Here is a 19050-nt window from a genome sequence, read left to right on the forward strand (position 1 = left end):
CCCTCGGATCCTCTAGTTTCACACACATCAAGTTCGCGCGCTAACCCGGTTGCGCCTCGGCGCGCCCGCCCGTGACGGCCACCAGTTCGCCTGACCGACCAGCGCGGCGATGGCGGGCACCGTGATGGTGCGAACCAGGAAGGTGTCGAGCAGGATTCCCACACCCATCACGAAGCCGCCCTGGACCACGGTGCCGATGCTGGAGAACAGCAGGCCGCCCATCGAGGCGGCGAAGATCAGACCCGCCGCGGTGATCACACCGCCCGTCGAACTGAGGGTCCGGATGATGCCGTACCGCACGCTGTGCGGAGATCCGTCACGCATCCGCGAGACCAGCAGCATGTTGTAATCGGCTCCCACCGAGACCAGCACGACGAACGCCAGCGGCGGCACGCTCCAATGCAGATGCTGGCCGAGCAGGAACTGAAACACCAGCACGCCGACACCCACCGCCGACAAGTACGAAACGACCACGGAAGCAACCAGATACAGCGGCGCCACGATCGCACGCAGCAGCACGATCAACGTCAACAGCACCACGAGCAGGGTCACCGCGATGATGAACCGGATGTCGTGTTCGTAGTAGTCGCGCGTGTCTTTCAGGCCGACGGTGAAACCCGCCATCGACACCGTGGCGTCGGCCAGGGCGGTGTTCGGCTGGGCTCCCCGCGCCGTGGCGATGATCGCGTTGACCTGGTCCATGGCCTCGTTGCTGAACGGGTTCAGCTTGGTTTGCACCAGGTACCGCACCGAGTGGCCGTCCGGCGAGATGAACACCTTGGCGGCCTTCTGGAATTCCTGCAGGTGCAGCAGCTGCGAGGGGATGTTGAACCCGGCCATCGCCGGTTGTGCCGCGTCTTGCTTCAGCGACAACAGAAAATCCGCCGATTCGCTGAGCCCCGCCCCGAGGCGCTTGACCTGGTCGACGAGTTGAGCCACCGCGTCGGCCACCTGGCGGCTCCCGCCGGCGAATCGATCGGCGCCGCTTTGCAGGCTGTTCAGGTTCGCCTGCAGGCCGCCGGGTTGGTCCATCCCCATCGACTTCAGCACGGCGGCCAGCTTCGCCAGCGCCTGACGCAGGCGGTCGGTGGACGCTTTGAGGGCCCGCTTGTCCGGATACTCCTGCAGTTGGTGGGACAGGTCGTTGATCGCGTCGAGGTCCGCCTGATCGCGCCCCCCGGTCAGTTGCTCCAAGGTCGCGCGGGTGTCGCTGCACGACAGGTCGGCGTCGCAGACCGGGTTGCCCTGCAGCGCCGCCAGCACCGGGCTCATCCACCCGAACATGTTCTTGGCGGCGGAGAAGTTCCAGCCCATCGCGTTGCTGAGCGAGTTCACGTGGTCGACGAGTTGGGCCGCGATGTCGACCTCTTTGACGAGTGTGTCGCCGCTGTACTGGTTCTTCGCCGAGGAGAAGGCATTCTCCAGCTCGTGCACGCCGGCGGCGAGCTGGTCGACCTGGCCGCGCACGTGACTGAGGTTGTCGGCCAGCGTGCCGGCTCCCTCCACCAGGCGGTTCAGGTCGCCGGTGTGGTCGCTGATCAGGGTGGACCCGCTGGCCAGCAGGGTTCCGATGGCGCCCGCCTGATAGGTGGCCCGGAACTGTTCGGGCACGTTTCCGGTGGGACGGGTGATGCCGCTGACCGCGGCGACGTTCGGCAGCTGGCTGACCCGGTGCGCCATCTGTTCCAGGTCGGCGAGGGCCCGGGGCGTGCGGAGGTCGTGCGGCGACTGGACGAGGATGTACTCCGGGATGGACTGGTTGACGGGGAAGTGGCGATCCAGCGCGGCGTACCCGAGGGAACTCGGAGCGGAAGCCCGCAGGGCCTTGCGATCGTCGTAGTTGTAGCGGACGAAGGTGGCGCAGCTGGCCAGGATGGCCAGCACCAGCAGGCTGGCGACCAGATGTACCGCCGGCCGGCGCACGATGCGGATGCCCGAACGCCGCCAGAACGGGGCGGTCAGTTCGCGCCGCGGCTTGACCCAGCCGCGCGGACCGGCGATCACCATGATCGCCGGCAGCAACGTCATCGCGGCCAGGTATGCCACGCCGATCCCGATCGCCGCCGAGAACCCGACCGTCTTGAACACCCCCATCCGCGCGAAGCTGATGAGGAGGAAGGTGATTCCCACGGTGCTGGCGGATGCGGTGATCACCTTTCCGATCGAGGTCATCGCCTTCTTGACCGCCTGATCGAAATCCGCGCCGGATCGCCGGTAGTCGTGATACCGGCTGATGAGAAACACCGCGTAGTCGGTTCCGGCGCCGGCCATGATCGCGCTCAGGAACACGATGGACTGGTTCGAGACGCCCGAGCCGGTCAGTTGCGAATAGCCGGCCACCAACGCCTGCGCGATCACCAGCGACAACCCGATCGTCGCCAACGGCAGCAGCATCGTGATCGCGCTGCGGTAGACCATCAGCAGGACGATGAGCACCAGGACGGCGATCGCCAACTCGATGGGGAGCCGGTCCCGATCGCCCGCGACCGTGAGGTCGGCGACGGTTGCCGCTGGGCCGGTGAGGTGTGCCGTCAGGGGCGTGCCGGAGACGGTGTGCGCGACGATGTCGCCGATCCGTTGGAAAGCGGCATAGGACCGCGGAGTGCCCAGTTCCCCCGCCACGCCGACCGGCAGCACCCAGGCTTTGTGGTCGTTGCTGGTGAGGACCGGACGTAGGGGCGGCGTGCTGACGAAATCCTGCAGCATCAGGACATCCCGCGGGTCCTGGCGCAGCGCGTCCACCAGTTTGCGGTAGGCGGCTTCGTCGGCGGGGCCGAGCCCCTTGTCGTCAGTCAGGACGACCAGCAGCAGGTCGTCCGAGCCCGATTCGTGAAACGCCTCGGTCATCTTCTTGGCGGCGACGTTCGACGGTGCATCGTTGGGCAGAATGGTGAGCGGATGCTTCTGGGCCATCTCGTTGAGCGACGGCAGTGCCAGCGGCAGGGCGGCCGCGATCGCGAGCCAGATCCCGATCACCGCCCAGGGCCACCGCACCACGAAATCCGCTAGCCGTCGCATGTCGTCCTCAACCCCGGCCGGCGCTCGCCGGCGACCCGCGCCAACGCTCTCCCGGCCGCCGTCGGATCGCGCAGTTCCGCGATCCGAGCCGGATGAGCGCCAACGAAGTACTCCGAGCTAGGCAACGCGCCCCCAGTGCCCGCGGCCGGCGACCCGCGTGCACACGGACTTCATCGCTTCGAGATAGCGGGTGACTGATTTCTCGGCCACCGGGTTGTCGGGATACATGATCGCCATCGCCGTGCCCGCCCCGTAGCGAAATATGTAAATGGTCAGCTGGTAGGAGAACCGGCTGTCGGAGTAGATCCCGATGTTGTTCGCATAACCCAGGTCGGCTGCCGCGAGCACGGCGTTGAGCGGCGCCGCGCCGCCGTGCAAGAAGTTCGTCACCGGGAAGTTCGGCTGTGGCCAGCTCAGCCACGGCGCCAGTTCCAATACCCGGTAGTACGGCACCTTCGCCAGGTGCTGGCCCGAATCGAAAGACGCCTGCGCCGCCCAGGCGGCATCGCTGAAAGAGGCCGCGGCTATCGGCACGGTGATCGGCACCAGGCCGGTGAACCAGCCCTGCGTCATGAAGTTGTCCGTGGTTCTGCGTGTATCCCTGGGGGTGAGGCCGTAGTAGGTCAGAGCACCGGTGAACTCGTGCTCCACCAGGGCGATGCACGCGAACAAGCCGCCGACGAACCGCGCGCCGACCGCCGTGCAGGCCGATTCGAACCGCTCCGTCTGCTCCGCGTCCATCAGCAGTTCGGAGACCATGTCGCTGCCGCCGGGCTCCAGCGGGTTACCCAGTGGCAGCGGGAACTCGGGAAAGCTACCGTTGTTGTTCTCGGCGAAGTCGATCCACGCGCGTACCTGAGGCGAATCCACGGTCAGCGTCGACGTGTACTGGCGCTCGCGGGCGCAGAACTCGTCGAAGCTGCCCGCATCGGGAAGCGCCAGGCCTTCGGCGCCTTCGCTCAACGCCGTATACATCCCATTGGCCTCGAGCATCGTCGTGCCGATCAGGGTCGCATCGCCGTGGACGTGGTCCATGGCGGCGAAGAAAGTGAAACGGTCTTCGCTCTGCACGATCCCGAAGGTCCAGCAGCCCCACTCCAGCGGATTCGGGATGCCCACGAGATGGGCGCGTATTTCGTCGACCGTCATCGTGCCGTGGTCGATCGGCACGAACTCGATGTCCGCAGGGTCGTTGATGGCGTGCCTTACGAACTTTCCGTCACCGATGTGGTCGAACCAGCTCCGGAACGTGTCATGCCGACGCAGGTAGGCGTTGAGGGCGCGGTCCATGGCCGCGACATCACACCGGCCGGGCACGTCGCAGGTGCCGATGATCTGCCGCGAGAAGCCCAGGCCCGCGACCGTACGCTCGTGATAATTGCGAAGATGCTGGCCCTGCATGTAGCTGACCGGCACGGAGCTGACCGGGGCCTGCCGGGCCTTTTCGGCAGCCGCGGTGGTCGGGTGCCAGGAAATGACCGTGCCTGGAGTCGGCCTCCAATCGTCGAGTGAGCCGATCGTTATTTGCCCGATTTGCAATACGTTCTCCCCGGTTTTCCACGTTTTCCAAGGCGGCAGCCGGGCCGCGCTGGTCGCGAGACCAAGATAGCCCTTGCGGCAACCACCGTCGGTGATATGGGCAGATGCCCCCGCCACGGCCGGCCGGGTTCGGCGGGCGGTGGTGGTTCTGGTTGTACGGCACCGCCCGACGCGGAGGGCCCGGCGCGCGGCCGTGCCCGAATGATACCGGCGCGATGCGGCACGCGAAGCACGCATGCTTGGCATACTTGCCGCGGAGGTGATTCGGCTGCGCGATCCGGCGGGCATGTGTACATTGCCCACGATGGTGTCGGGGGGCCAATTCGGCGGAGTTCCGCCAGGTCCGGTCTAGGGTGGGCGCAGTGAGCAGCTCGGAACCCATGTGGAAACAACCACGGTTCCGGCGCCGCAAGCGCCGGCGCGCATCGGAGCTCCGGATCGAGATAGTTAGGACAACCGCATGACATCCGCCGAAAATCCGAGCACGCGAACATCGGGTTTTGCGATCGTCGGCTACGCGGCCCGCTTTCCCGGTGCCGCGGATGCGAACGAATTCTGGCAGGTGCTGGCCGAAGGCCGGGATGCGGTATCCGAGGTGCCCTCCGACCGGTGGGATGTCGACGAGTTCTTCGACCCCGATCCCGATGCCCCCGGCAAGATTGCGACCCGCCGGGCGGGTTTTGTTGACGACGTGACGGGGTTCGACGCTCCGTTTTTCGGGATGTCGGCGCGCGAGGTCAGGCTGCTGGACCCGCAGCACCGACTCCTGCTGGAGACGGCCTGGCGTGCGGTGGAGCATGCGGGTATCGCACCAACTGCGTTGGCGGACACCAACACCGGCGTGTTCGTCGGCTTGGCCACCCATGACTACCTGGGGATGGCCTCCGGCGAGCTGACTTACCCCGAGATCGAGGCCTACATGGCAATCGGGACCTCGAATGCCGCGGCAGCGGGCAGGATCAGCCATCGGCTGGGGCTACAGGGCCCGTCGGTGGCCGTCGACACGGCGTGCAGCTCGTCGTTGGTGGCGATCCATCAGGCGTGCCAGGCGCTGCTGCTGGGGGACTGCGACCTCGCGCTGGCCGGCGGCGCGAATGTCCTGCTCACCCCGGCGACCATGATCACCTTTTCCCGCGCGCACATGCTCGCGCCCGACGGCCGGTGCAAGACCTTCGACGCGTCCGCCGACGGGTACGTGCGCGGCGAGGGGTGCGGTGTCATCGTCGTCAAGCGGCTCGAAGACGCGGTCCGTGACGGCGACCGGATCCGGGCCGTGATCCGGGGTAGCGCGATCAACCAGGACGGCGCATCGGGTGGTTTGACGGTGCCGAACGGCATTGCGCAGCAACGGGTTATCGCCCAAGCGCTGCGGCGGGCCGGCATCGCGCCCGGGGACGTGGGATACCTGGAGGCGCACGGCACCGGGACGTCGCTCGGTGATCCGATCGAGGCCCAGGCCGCGGGCGCCGTGTTCGGCGAGGGGCGCGACGCCGACCGGCCGCTGTTGATCGGGTCCGTGAAGACGAACATCGGCCACCTGGAGGCGGCCGCGGGGATCGCCGGCGTCATCAAGGTCATCCTGTCGCTCGAGCACGAGGTGTTGCCGGCGCACCTGCACTTCCGCAATCCGTCGCCGCACATCCCCTGGGACCGGCTGGCGCTGCAGGTCGTGCGGGAGGCCACTCCCTGGGAACGCGATGGTCGGCCCCGCATCGCCGGGGTCAGCTCGTTCGGGTTCGCCGGGACCAACGCGCACGTCGTCCTCGAAGAGGCCCCGGTGGCACCCGATCAGGCCGGTCGGCTCGCGATCGCACCGGGTCCGGTCGAGCGGCCCGGGAATCGACGCTTCAGCGTGCTCCCGCTCTCGGCGCGCACGCCGGCCGCGCTGGTGCAGCTGGCCGACCACTACCGCAGCTGGTTGAGCGCGCACCCGGAGGTCACGCTGGCCGATCTCTGCTTTACCGCGGGAACGGGGCGAGCGCACTTCGAGCACCGGGCCGCGCTGGTGGTCGATTCGACCGAATCCGCCGGTGAGCTGCTCGGTGCGCTCGCGGACGATCGCCCCGCGCCGGGCCTGGTGCGCGGTGTTTCGGACAGGACGCCGAAGACGGCATGGCTGTTCACCGGTCAGGGCAGCCAGTACACCGGCATGGCCAAGGAGCTGTTCGAGACCGAGCCGGTGTTCGCCGAGACGATGACCCGCTGCGCGGAGGCGATCGCCGGCGTGCTCGAAAAGCCGCTGCTGGAAGTCATTTTCGATCCGGAGAGCGAAGACACCCTGCGGCTGACCACCTACGCCCAGCCCGCGTTGTTCGCGGTGGAGATGGGCCTGGCCCGGCTCTGGCAGTCCTGGGGGTTCGAACCCGACGTGGTACTGGGCCACAGCGTGGGCCAGTACTCGGCCGCGTGTGTCGCGGGCGTATTCGGCCTCGAGGACGGGGCGCTGCTGATGGCCGAGCGCGGCCGGCTGTTTGGCAGCCTGCCCGCCGGCGGGCGCATGGTCGCGATCTTCGCCGGCCCCGAGCGCGTGGAGAGCCTCACCGACGAGTACCCGAGCCTGTCGGTGGCCGCCTACAACGGTGCCAACACGGTGCTGTCGGGACCCGCACAGGATCTGGACCGGGTGGTCGCCGGGCTGGCGGCCGACGGGGTCCGGTGTGAGTGGCTGGACACCAGCCACGCGTTCCACTCGGCGCTGCTGGACCCGATCCTCGACGAGTTCGAGGCCTATGCGAACCGGTTCGAATACCGGGCACCCGAACAGATCCTGGTGTGCAACCGCACGGGCGCCGCGCTCGGCCGGAGCGTGAGGATCGACGGCGCCTATTGGCGTCGCCACGCGCGTCAGCCCGTGCAATTCGCCAACAGCGTGCGCACCCTCGCCGAGTTGGGCTGCAAAGTGTTGCTGGAAGTCGGACCGCAACCGGTGCTCACCGCCGCGGCGCTGCGAGCATGGCCCGACCCGGCCACCGCGCCGCGCGCGATCGCGTCGCTGCGGAAGAACACCGCCGACCACCGTCAGATCACCGAGGCGTTCGCCGAGGCATACGTCCTGGGACACCTGCCCGACTTCGGCACGCTCATCGGACCGGCGCGCAAGCTCGATCTGCCCACCTACCCCTTCCAGCATCGCGAGTACTGGTACCGGGACAATCGGGAACGCCCCCACCAGCAACAGCGCATCGCCGCCAGCAGCCAGGCGGTCCGGCTTCTCGAAGCGGATCAGATCGAGGAACTGGCCGCGCTCCTGGACGGCGCGAGGGGCAACCAGCAGACCGTGGACGTGCTGACCAAGCTTGCCGCGCAACACAACCGGCAGCGTGCGACCCGGTCGATCGCGGATGAGCGCTACGAGATCCGGTGGGAGAAATGCACCGCCGCCGTGTCCGGTGCGGAAGCCGGCGACGCACCGTACTGGCTTCTCATCGGCGACGACGCCGACGTGGTTGTGCCGTTGGTCGACGCGCTGACCGCGCGTGGACACCGGCATCGGATGCTGGGGCTGCCGGCGTCCGACGCGGACGAGGAGGAACTCGGCAACGCGTTGCGCGCCGCCGCCGCGGACGAGCCGGCGCTGCGCATCCTGCATGTCTCGGCCCTCGACTCCGGCACCGGGCCGACGACGCTGTCGCTGTCGGACATGCAGCACCGGGTCCTGGGCGGGACCCGGCGGCTCTTCCGCGCCGCGGTCGCCGCCGAACTGCGCGCACCCATCTGGTTGGTGACCCGCAACGCCCAGCGGGCCATCGACGCCGACACCGTGTCACCGGACCAGAGTTGCCTGTGGGGGTTCGGCCGTGCCGCCGCGCTGGAGCATCCGCAGGTGTGGGGCGGACTGGCGGACCTGGCCGAAGGGACCGCCGCGCCGACGACCGCAGAATGGTCGGCGTTGATCGACCAGGTCGCGGCGGCCCCGCGCGGCTCGTCCGGGCGGGAAGACCAGGTCGCGCTGCGTGAACAGGCGGTCTATGTGCCGCGGCTGGTTCGCCAGCTTCGGCAACCGAGCGGCGCACCGCCGGAATTACGTTCTGACGCAACGTATCTGGTGACCGGCGGGCTGGGCGCGATCGGGCTGGAGATTGCCGCCTATCTCGCCGCGAACGGCGCCCGGCACCTCGCGCTGACCAGCCGGCGCGCACCCGGCGACGCCGCACAACGGCGCGTCGACGCGATCCGCGAAAAGCACGGCTGCGAGGTCATGGTCGTCGCGGCCGACGTCGCGAACGCCGACGACGTCGCGCGCCTGCTGGCCACCGTGCAGGCCGAGTTGCCGCCGCTGGCCGGCATCGTGCACGCCGCGGGCGAGATCGGCACCACCCCGCTGCGCACCCTCGACGATGCAGAAGTCGACCGGGTATTCGCCGGGAAGGTCTGGGGTGCTTGGCATTTGAGCGAAGCTACCGCGGACCTGCAGTTGGACTTCTTCCTCAGCACCTCCTCGATCGCCTCGGTGTGGGGCAGCTTCGGCCAGACCGCCTACGGCGCGGCCAACGCCTTCCTCGACGGGCTGGCCTGGCGGCTGCGCGGGCGGGGGGCATCAGCGTCAATTTCGGCCCCTGGTCCGCCGGCATGGCCGACGAGGAGGCTCGCACGCGACTGGCGCAGCGCGGGGTGCGGACATTGTCGGCCGCCGACGCGCTGGCGGGTATGGCCGACGTCATGGCGGCTTCCGGCGCGCCGGGGGAGGCGCCGGGTCCCGCGCAAGGGGTGGTGGCCCGGATCGACTGGGCCCGCTTCCTGCCGCTGTACCAGCAAGCCGGGAGGCGGTCGCTCCTCGCGGAACTGGAGCGTGAGGTGCCCACCCAGGTGACGGGGGCGTCCGCAACTCCTTCCGGGAAGACCCGGTTGGTCGAGCAGCTCACCCACGCTCCGGTACAGCGGCGCAGGAAGATGCTCGTGGATTACCTGCGCGAGGCGGTGGCGGAGGTGACGCGCGTCGATGCCGCCGCAATCCGTGAGGACGCCGGATTCTTCGACCTCGGCATGGATTCCCTGATGGCCATCGAATTGCGGCAACGCATCGAGCAAGGCGTCGGCAAGGAGATCCCCGCAACCCTGGCGATGGACTACCCACGTCTGTCCGACGTGGCGGATTACCTGCTCGGCGACGTGCTCGGGCTCGACGACCAGGCATCGGCTGGTTCGGGGGCCGGTTCGCGGCGCCCGCAGGCGTCGGCAGTGACGACACGCACCGACGAGCCGATCGCGATCGTCGCGGTGTCGTGCCGTTTCCCCGGTGCGCCCGACCCGGAAGCATTCTGGGAGCTGCTGTCCGGCGGTGTCGATGCGATCCGGGAGGTCCCGGAAGACCGGTTCGACATCGACGAGTTCTACGATCCCGACCCGGAGGCGCCGGGCAAGATCTACAGCCGTTTCGGCGGATTCCTCGACACCATCGACGGATTCGACCCGGAATTCTTCGGTATCTCCCCGCGCGAGGCGGTCTGGATCGAACCGCAACAGCGGCTGATGCTCGAAACCGTGTGGGAGGGCATCGAACGGGCGGGGTACGCGCCGTCCGCGCTGCGCGGCAGCCGAACCGGCATCTTCGTCGGGGTCGGCGCCAACGAGTATTCGCATCTGCTGTCCGCGGAGTCGGTCGAAAAGCTCGAGCCCTACTTCATCACCGGCAATGCGCTCAATGCCGTCTCGGGCCGCGTCGCCTTCGCGCTCGGCCTGGAAGGGCCGGCGGTCGCGGTCGATACCGCCTGCAGCTCGTCGTTGGTGGCCGTCCATCAGGCCTGCCAGGCGTTGCACTCCGGCGACTGCGATCTGGCGGTGGCCGGCGGGGTGAACGTGTTGCTGAGCCCGGTGACCGTCATCGCGGCCTCGCGCGCCAGGATGCTTTCCCCGGTGGGGCGGTGCAAGACCTTCGACGCCTCCGCCGACGGCTACGTGCGTAGCGAGGGCTGCGGGGTCCTGGTGCTCAAGAGGCTGAGCGATGCGGTGCGCGACGGCGATCGGGTCTGCGCGGTCATCCCGAGCAGCGCGGTCAATCAGGATGGCGCCTCCAGTGGGTTGACGGTGCCCAACGGGCTTGCCCAGCAACGACTTATCACCACGGCGCTGGCTCGCGCGGGTTTCGCCGGCGGGGACGTCGACTACCTCGAGGCGCACGGGACGGGAACCGCGCTGGGCGATCCGATCGAGGTGCAGGCGGCCGGGGCCGTCTACGGTGCCGCCCGGGAGCCGGACCGGCCGTTGCTGATCGGATCGGTGAAGACCAACATCGGCCACCTCGAGGCGGCGTCCGGGGTCGCCGGTCTGATCAAGGCCGTGTTGTCCCTGCAGCACGAGATGCTGCCCAAGAGCCTGCACTTCCAGACACCGTCGCCGCACATTCCCTGGAACTCGCTGCCGGTGCAGGTCGTCGACGAGCCGATGCCGTGGCAGGCGAACGGCAGGCTGCGGCGCGCCGGCATCAGTTCCTTCGGGTTCACCGGGACGAACGCACACGTGCTGATCGAGGAGGCACCGCCACAATCGGCGACCGCCGACGAGTACTCGACGGGGGATCGCGCCCTCGACGTCACCGCGGTGGCGGAGGTGGACGCTGCAGACGAGCCGGTCGAGGTGCTGCCGCTGTCCGCGCGGTCGCCGCAGGGTCTGATCGATCTGGCACAGCGATACGGGGAGTGGTTGAACGCCCACCCGAAGGTCGACATCGCCGACGTGTGCTTCACCGCGGCGGTCGGGCGTTCGCATTTCGAACACCGCGCCGCGCTGGTCGTCGATTCGGTTGCGGGCGCCCGCGATCTGCTGGCCGAGTTGGCCGAGAACCGGATGCGGCCCGGAGTGGTGCGCGGCGAGTGCACGGACGCCCCGACGACGGCCTGGTTCTTCACCGGGCAGGGTAGTCAATACCCCGGGATGGCGCGCGAGTTGTACGACGCCGAGCCGGTTTTCGCCGACACGGTGCGACGCTGCGCGGACGCGGTCGACGGGATGCTGCCGCGCCCGCTGCTCGAGGTGTTGTTCGCTAGCGACCCCGAAGCCGGAGAAGCGCTGCGGCACACGTCGTTTGCGCAGCCCGCGCTGTTCGCGGTCGAGATGGGGCTGGCCCGCCTGTGGCAGTCGTGGGGCGTCGAGCCCGACGTGGTCCTGGGGCACAGCGTCGGCCAGTACGCGGCGGCGTGTGTGGCCGGCGTGTTCGGCCTCGAGGACGGCGTACGGCTGATGGCCGAGCGTGGCCGGTTGTTCGGCAGCCTGCCCGACGGCGGGCGAATGGTGGCCGTGTTCGCCGACGCCAAATACGTCGAGGGGTTCGCCAACGAATTTCCCCGGGTCTCGGTCGCCGCTTACAACGGCCCCAACACGGTGCTGTCGGGTTCCGGCGAAGACCTGGAAGAGATCTTCGGCAGGTGTGGCAACGACGGGGCCCGGTGCACCTGGCTGGAAACCAGCCACGCCTTCCATTCGGAGTTGCTGGAGCCGGTGCTCGATGAATTCGAGTCGTACGCGGCGCGGTTGGAGTTCGCCGTGCCGACGTTGCCGCTGGTGTGCAACCGCACCGGCGCCGTGCTCACGCCCGACACCCCGCTGGACGCCCAGTATTGGCGGCGCCATTCCCGCCAGCCCGTGCAGTTCGCAGAAAGCGTGCGCACCGTGGCGGCGCTGGGCTGCTCGGTGTTGATGGAGATCGGTCCGCAGCCGGTTCTGACGGGGGCCGCGGTGCAGGTCTGGCCGGAGCACCTGGCCGCCCCGCGTGCGGTCGTTTCCCTGCGCAAGGGCGTCGGCGACCGGCGCCAGATCGCCGAGGCGCTGGCCGCGGCCTACGTCAGCGGCCATCGGCCCAGTTTCGCGGCGCCGCATCGCCAACCCCGCCGCAAACTCGAGCTGCCCACCTACCCGTTCCAGCGCCGCCGCTTCTGGCCCAAGGCGTCCGGGATCGCGGGCCTCGAGGGACACGGCGGTGCGGTGTCCGGAATCCTCGGTAGCGCAAAAGATCTCGCTTCCGGCGACTCCGTGTACACCAGTCGGCTGTCGGTCAAGTCGCAGCCGTGGCTGTCCGATCACGTCATCTACGGCACCGTCGTCGTCCCGGGGGCCACCTATGCGGCGATGGCCCTGGCCGCCGTCGGGCCGCCAGGGCGGGTGCAGGACGTCTTCTTCTACGAGCCGATCATCCTGCCCGAGAAGGCTTCTCGCGAGGTGCAGTTGACTCTGCATCCGCTGGAGGACGGTGCCGGCTGGAGCTTCCGGGTGCACAGCCGCCCCTACGGTGTCAGCGATGCCGAATGGTCGCTGAACGCCGACGGCACCGTCGTCAACGGCGCCGCCCCTGTCGAGGAGGAGCCGGCATCCGACGCCGCGGAACCCATCGACACGGCCACCGAGCGGATGGAGCGCATGCGTCCGCAGCAGCTGTTCGAGACCTTCGCCGACATGGAGCTGGCCTGGGGGCCGAACTGGTCCGGTTCCCTGAAGTCGTTGTGGCTGGGCGAGGGCGAAGCGATCGGTGACGTCACCGTCGGCGAGGAACTCGCCGAACATCTCGGTACCGAGCCCATGCACCCGGTGCTGCTCGACCTGTGCACCGGCGTCGCCTTCCCGGCGTTCCCGGCGCTGCTCGCGGCCGAGGCAGGGGTGAACGATCTCTTCCTGCCGTTGCGGTACGGGCAAGTCGAACTGCTGGAGAAGATGCCCCGGCGGTTCTACTGCCGCGCGAAGTGGCACACCAGCGCCCTCGACAGCGAAACCCAGGTCTTCGATCTCGACTTCGTCGACCGGGATGGCCGCCGCCTCGGCGGCATCCGCGAGTTCACCGTCAAACGCGCTCCCCGGGAGGCGTTGCTGCGGGGACTCGGTGGCGACGCCACCCGGCTGCTCTACACCCTGGGCTGGCACGAGGTGCCGCCCCCGCCGCCGAGCGGTGACACGGCGAGCATGGCCGGCACCTGGCTGGTCGCCGGGTTCAACGAACTGGCGGCCGAGCTGCCGGGCTGCATCGCGTTCGACCGGGTGACCGATCCGGAGCCGTTGGGGCAGCTGTTGGCGCAGGCCCGCGAGCGCGGGATGCCGTTCTCGGGCATCGTCTGGCGCAGCGCGGTCCCGGGTGCGGCCGAGTCGGCGGGCGAGTCGGCCGCGCGGCTGGAAACCGAGATCGCCCAGCTGCTCGGCGCCGTGCACACGTTGCAGGCCGCCGATGACTCGGGCGCGGTGAGACTGCCCGGTGGCCTGTGGATCATCACAGAACGGGCCGTGGCCACCGAATCCGGCGAACCGGTCGACCCCGTGCAGGCGGCGCTGTGGGGACTCGGCCGCACCGTCGCCAACGAGGAACCGGCCCTGCACTGCAGGCTGGTCGACCACGACGGATCAAAGGACGCGGTGCGCTCGCTGGTCGGTCTTCTCGGCACACCGGTCGAGGAGCCCGAACTGGCACTGCGCCAAGGCAAGTTCCTGGCCCCGCGGCTCCTGCAGTGGTCGCGCAGCGGCCACCTCACGGTGCCGCGCGCGGCCGATTACGCGCTGGCCCCCACCGAGCGCGGCGCGATCGACAACTTGCGCCTGACCGAGACCGAAGTGCCGCCGCCGGGCGACGGCTACGTGCAGGTCCGGGTGGAGGCCGCCGGCCTGAACTTCCGGGATGTGCTCAACGTGTTGGGCCTCTACCCCGGCGACCCGGGCCCGATCGGCGGGGATTTCGCCGGCGTCGTCACCCAATTGGGTGACGGTGTCACCGGGCTCGAGGTCGGCCAGCGCGTCTATGGCTTCATGCAGGGCGCGTTCGCCAGCCGGTTCAATGTGCCGGCCCAGTTGCTGGCGCCGATCCCCGCGCGCGTGAGCGCGGTGGACGCGGCGACCATCCCCGCTGCAGCGCTCACCGCGCGGCTGGCGTTCGACTGGGCACAGCTCAAGCCCGGCGACCGGGTGCTCATCCACGCCGCCAGCGGTGGTGTCGGATTGGCCGCGATCCAGATGGCGCAGCAGCACGGCGCGACCGTCTTCGCCACCGCGAGCACCTACAAGCGCGCGACACTGCGCGAGCTGGGTGTGCAGCACGTCTACGACTCGCGCAGTACGGATTTCGCCGACCAGATCCTCGCCGACACCGACGGTGCCGGCGTGGACGTGGTGCTCAACAGCCTGACCAACGAGGGGTTCGTCGAGGCGACCGTGCGGGCCACCGCCCAGAACGGCCGATTCGCCGAGATCGCCAAGCGCGACATCTGGACGCGCGAGCAGATGGCGGCGGCCCGGCCCGACATCGCCTACGAGATCGTCGCGCTCGACACGGTCACCTTCCAGGAGCCCGAGCGCATCCGCGGCCTGCTGCGCGAGGTGTCGGACGGGCTGGCCCGCGGCGAGTGGACGCCACTGCCCGCCGAGATCTATCCGCTGACCGAGGCCAAGACGGCGTTCCGCCGGATGCAGCAGGCCCGGCACATCGGCAAGATCGTGCTGCAGATGCCCAACCGGCTTCAGCCGCGGGGCGATCGGAGCTATCTGGTCACCGGTGGACTCGGTGCGATCGGGTTGCACCTGGCGGCCTATCTGGCCCAACTCGGTGCGGGAGACATCGTCTTGACGAGCCGGCGTGCCCCCGACGCGGACGCGCAACGGACCATCGGGGAGATCGTCGAGCGCTACCGGTGCCGCATCCACACCTTCGCGGCCGATGTCGGCGACGAATCCGAGGTCGTCAAACTGGTGGAGCGGATCCGGGCGGAGCTGCCGCCGCTTGCGGGTGTGGCGCATCTGGCGGGCGTCCTCGACGACGCCCTGTTGTCCCAACAGAGTGTCGAACGGTTCCGGACCACGTTGGCGCCCAAGGCGTTCGGAGCCTCGTACCTGCACCGCGCGACGAAGGACGACGATCTCGACTTCTTCATCGTGTCCTCGTCGGTGTCCAGCTTGCTGGGTTCACCCGGTCAGGCCAACTACTCGACGGCCAATGCGTGGCTCGACGGGCTGGTCGCCCGGCGGAAGGCGCGTGGCCTGCCGGCGACCGGGGTCAACTTCGGCCCCTGGGCGCAGGGCGGCATGGCCTCCTCGGAGGCCGCGCGCGCCAATATCGGCGCGCAGGGCCTGGTTTCGCTGGATCCCTCGGCCGCGCTCAACGCGCTCGCCGAGGCCGTCGCCAACGGAACGGGGCAGGCAACCGTCATCAAGGCCAACTGGCAGCGTGTCGCGAAGGTGCTGGGCAGTTCCCGTCCCCCGATTCTCGACCTCGTGTTGCCCAGCGCCGTCGGGGAGACGACCGGCGACAGTGAGCTGCTCCGGCAGCTGCAGGAGATACCGGCGGCCCGGCGCGCCGGCTTCATCACCGAGTTCCTGCAGCGCGAGGTGCAGGGCTTCCTGCGGCTCGCGCAACCACCGGCCGCCACCAGCAGGTTCCTGGACCTCGGTACGGATTCTCTGATGGCGGTCGAACTTCGCAACCGGTTGCACAGCCAGTTCGGCGGCGCGTTCACGATCAACGCCACCGCCGTGTTCGACTACCCGACGATCGGGGGCCTCGCCGAGTATCTCGCCGGACAGCTGCCCGAGGCGGCGGGCGAGGCGGAACCCGTCGCGGCGGACGAGCAGGATTCGGAGCCCGCGGCGGAGCCGGGACCCGAAGCCGTCGGAGGACCCGAGCCGAGTTGATTCCCCGCGGGTTCAGTCGGCGATGTCGAACGCCGAGTTGACCTTGGTCGGGCGCACCCGCACCACCAGTTCGCCCGGCACGGCGTTGCGGCGGCCGAACTCGGCGGCGCGCTCAGCGCCCATGTAGCGGGCGCTGATCCGCGTCGCGGTGTCCAGCAGGTCCTGCGGGTCCTCGCTCACTGACGCTTCTTTTTTGCGGCCCTGGACGCTGTTACGAACGAATAGGGCGGGTGGGGGTCGTCCACGCAGATCACCACCCGCGGATCACGGTGCAGTGACCGGCCTTTGGCCGTGTCACGGCCGGTGTTGAACACCACCTGGTCGTCGTCGACGATGATCCACACCGGTGCCACCAGCGGCCGCCCGTCGGCGGCGAGGTAGCCGAGCATGCCGGTGCGGGTGCCGGCCGAGAGGAACTCGACGACTTTCTCGGAGAGTTCGCTACGCCCGGCCATGTCGCTAGAGCCGGGCCAGGTCGTACTCGCCGAGGTGGTCGATCAGGTTGTGCAGGTGGTCGCCCGAGGTGCCCAGGGTGTGCTCGATCGCGGTGAGCCGCGCCGCATAGTGGGCTATCGGGTATTCCGCGGTCACGCCGATGCCGCCGTGCATCTGGATCGACTCCTGCGCGACGTGCCGGCCCGAGCGGCCGATCTGCAGTTTGGCCCGCGAGGCGATGACCGGGTCGAGGTTGCCGTCCGCGATCGACATGGCGGCGTACAGGCTCATGCTGCGGGCCAGTTCCAGCGAGACGTACATGTCGGCGGCGCGCTGGGTCAGCGCCTGGAACTTGCTGAGCGTGACGCCGAACTGCTTGCGGGTCGTGAGGTAGTCGGTGGTCAGCCGCAGCGCTTCGTCCATCGCGCCGACCGCCTCGGCGCACAACCCCGACTGGATGCGGATGACGGCGTCACGGATGGCGCCCGACGCGTCGGCTGCTTCGCCCAGGGGTGCGGCGGGCGCCGAATCGAGGTCGAGCTGCGCGCCGCGCTGTCCGTCGAAGGTGCGATAGGGGTGACGGGTCACCGAGGTGTTTTCCGAGGCCGCGTCGACCAGGAACAGCCCGGTGCCACCGTCCGGCAGCGCGGCGCTGACCACCAAGGTCTCGGCGCAGTCGCCGGCGAGCACCGGATTCTTCCGGCCGCTGAGTGTCCACGAACCACCTTGCCGCTCAGCCTTGGTGCTCACGCCGGCCGACGGTGTGCGGTGACCCGGCTCGAGATGGGCGAAGGCGAGCAACCGTTGTCCGGCGGCGACGTCGTCGAGCAGTTGCCGCTGCTCCTGGCTGCCCAGCGCGGCGATCAGCGCGCCGGGCCCCAGCGCGGCGTGCAGGACCGGTTCCGGGGCGAGCCGGCGCCCGATTTCGTTGAGCACCACCATGACCTCGATCTGGCCGGCCTCCTCGGGATCGAACCCGAGGCCGAGGATCCCGGTGTCGGCCAGCTGACTCCAGACCTCGCGGCTCCAGCCGAGATCGGTGCCGACGACCTTGTTGCGGCTTTCCGGGTCATAGGTGCGCGCCAGCAGGTCGCGGGTGGTGTCGCGGAGCAGTGACTGCTCGTCGCTCAGTTGAAAGTCCATGGTTGCCTCACAATCCCAAAACGTTCACAGGCCGAGAATGGTGGATGCGATGATGTTGCGCTGCACTTCGCTGCTGCCGCCGTAGATCGACGTCTTGCGGTAGTTGAGGTAGTGCGGCGCACTGCCTTGGGCCCAGGACGGCGAGGCAATGTCTTCCCCGTTGGCCGGCAGCGCGTCGGCCCCGGCCACCTCGACGAGCAATTCGGTGGCCAGTTGCTGCAACTGGCTGCCGCGCAGCTTGAGCACCGACGACGCCGGGTTGGGCTTGCCGCCGGAGGAGTCCGACACCACCCGCGCCTGCGTGAGTTCCAGTGCGAGCACCTCGTTTTCGGCCTCTGCCAGCCGGGCCGCGAACAGCGGGTCATCGAGCACCCCCGTTTCCGCGGCGCATTTCTTCACCTCGGCGAGGCGCACTTTGGTGCGCCCGACTCCGGCGATGCCGGTGCGCTCGTTGCCGAGCAGGAATTTCGCGTAGGTCCAGCCCTGGTTCTCTTCTCCGACAAGCTGGTTGGCCGGAACGCGGACGTCTTCGAAGAAGACCTCGTTGATCTCCTGGCCGCCGTCGATGGTCTTGATCGGCCGCAGGGTGATGCCCGGGCTCTTCATGTCGAAGAGCAGGAACGAGATACCGGCCTGGCGTTTGGGAGCCTGCGGGTCGGTCCGCACCAGGCAGAAGATCCAGTCCGCGTACTGGCCGAGAGTCGTCCAGGTCTTCTGGCCGTTGACGACGTAGCTGTCGCCGTCCCGGACCGCGGTCGTGCGCAGCGACGCCAGGTCCGAACCGGCCTCGGGCTCGGAGAAACCCTGGCACCACCAGATGTCGAGGCTGGCCGTCGGCGGCAGAAACCGCTTCTTGATCTCCTCGGAACCGAATTCGGCGATCACCGGGCCCACCATCTTGGTGTTGAAGTTGAGCGGCTCCGGGACGCTCGCCAACTGCATCTCGTCGGCCCAGATCTGGTGCTGGGTGGGAGTCCAGTCCTTGCCGCCCCACTCGACCGGCCAGTTCGGCACCGCCAGACCGTGCTCGTGCAGGATCTTGTGGCTGGTCACGATGTCCTCGCGGCGGGCCGACGCCGCGCCCGCACGCCCCCGCTCACGCAACTCCTGCGGGATCTTCGTCGTGTAGAACGTGCGAAGTTCGTCGCGGAACGCGGCTTCCTCCGGTGTCAGCGCCAATTGCATGGCGGCCTCCTGTCGTTTCGGGAACGCGGCGACCCGCTGCCAGGGAGTTTCCGGTTCGCGGGGGTCGCTCGGCTTACATCTTGACCCATCCGTCGGGGGCGTTGTACACAGCCTCGGGTTAATCCACAGACGGGGCCG

4 protein-coding genes and 2 pseudogenes are annotated in these 19050 nt (G+C 68.9%); 1 reads left to right on the top strand and 5 read right to left on the bottom strand.

Translation table 11 applies throughout. From position 1 onward, the window contains the following. Positions 1 to 27: 27 nt before the first annotated feature. Complete coding sequence (locus tag AB8998_RS10745; RefSeq protein WP_369737944.1) at positions 28 to 3018, bottom strand: MMPL/RND family transporter; 2991 nt, start codon at positions 3016 to 3018, stop codon at positions 28 to 30. Between the two features lie 117 nt (positions 3019 to 3135). Beyond that, a complete protein-coding gene (locus AB8998_RS10750) occupies positions 3136 to 4557 on the bottom strand; it encodes a condensation domain-containing protein (RefSeq protein WP_369741514.1) in 1422 nt (473 codons plus the stop codon). Between the two features lie 460 nt (positions 4558 to 5017). Here AB8998_RS10750 and AB8998_RS10755 point away from each other — a divergent pair. Continuing rightward, positions 5018 to 16149: pseudogene (locus tag AB8998_RS10755) on the top strand (SDR family NAD(P)-dependent oxidoreductase). A gap of 12 nt (positions 16150 to 16161) precedes the next feature. On the opposite strand, the pseudogene AB8998_RS10760 reads toward AB8998_RS10755, so the two are convergent. The 3 genes and pseudogenes from AB8998_RS10760 to AB8998_RS10770 all read right to left on the bottom strand — a co-directional run bounded on the left by AB8998_RS10760 (position 16162) and on the right by AB8998_RS10770 (position 18912). Beyond that, positions 16162 to 16604 (bottom strand): annotated as a pseudogene (locus AB8998_RS10760) (PPOX class F420-dependent oxidoreductase). Positions 16605 to 16608: 4 nt separating this feature from the next. Continuing rightward, on the bottom strand, positions 16609 to 17727 hold the full coding sequence (locus AB8998_RS10765; RefSeq protein WP_369737946.1) for an acyl-CoA dehydrogenase family protein: 1119 nt from the start codon (positions 17725 to 17727) through the stop codon (positions 16609 to 16611). A 24-nt stretch (positions 17728 to 17751) separates the two neighbouring features. Then, the gene (locus AB8998_RS10770; RefSeq protein ID WP_369737947.1) at positions 17752 to 18912 is read right to left on the bottom strand and encodes an acyl-CoA dehydrogenase family protein; all 1161 of its coding nucleotides are present in this window, start codon (positions 18910 to 18912) and stop codon (positions 17752 to 17754) included. Positions 18913 to 19050 lie beyond the last annotated feature (138 nt).

The sequence above is a fragment of the Mycobacterium sp. HUMS_12744610 genome (assembly GCF_041206865.1).
GTDB lineage: Bacteria > Actinomycetota > Actinomycetes > Mycobacteriales > Mycobacteriaceae > Mycobacterium > Mycobacterium servetii.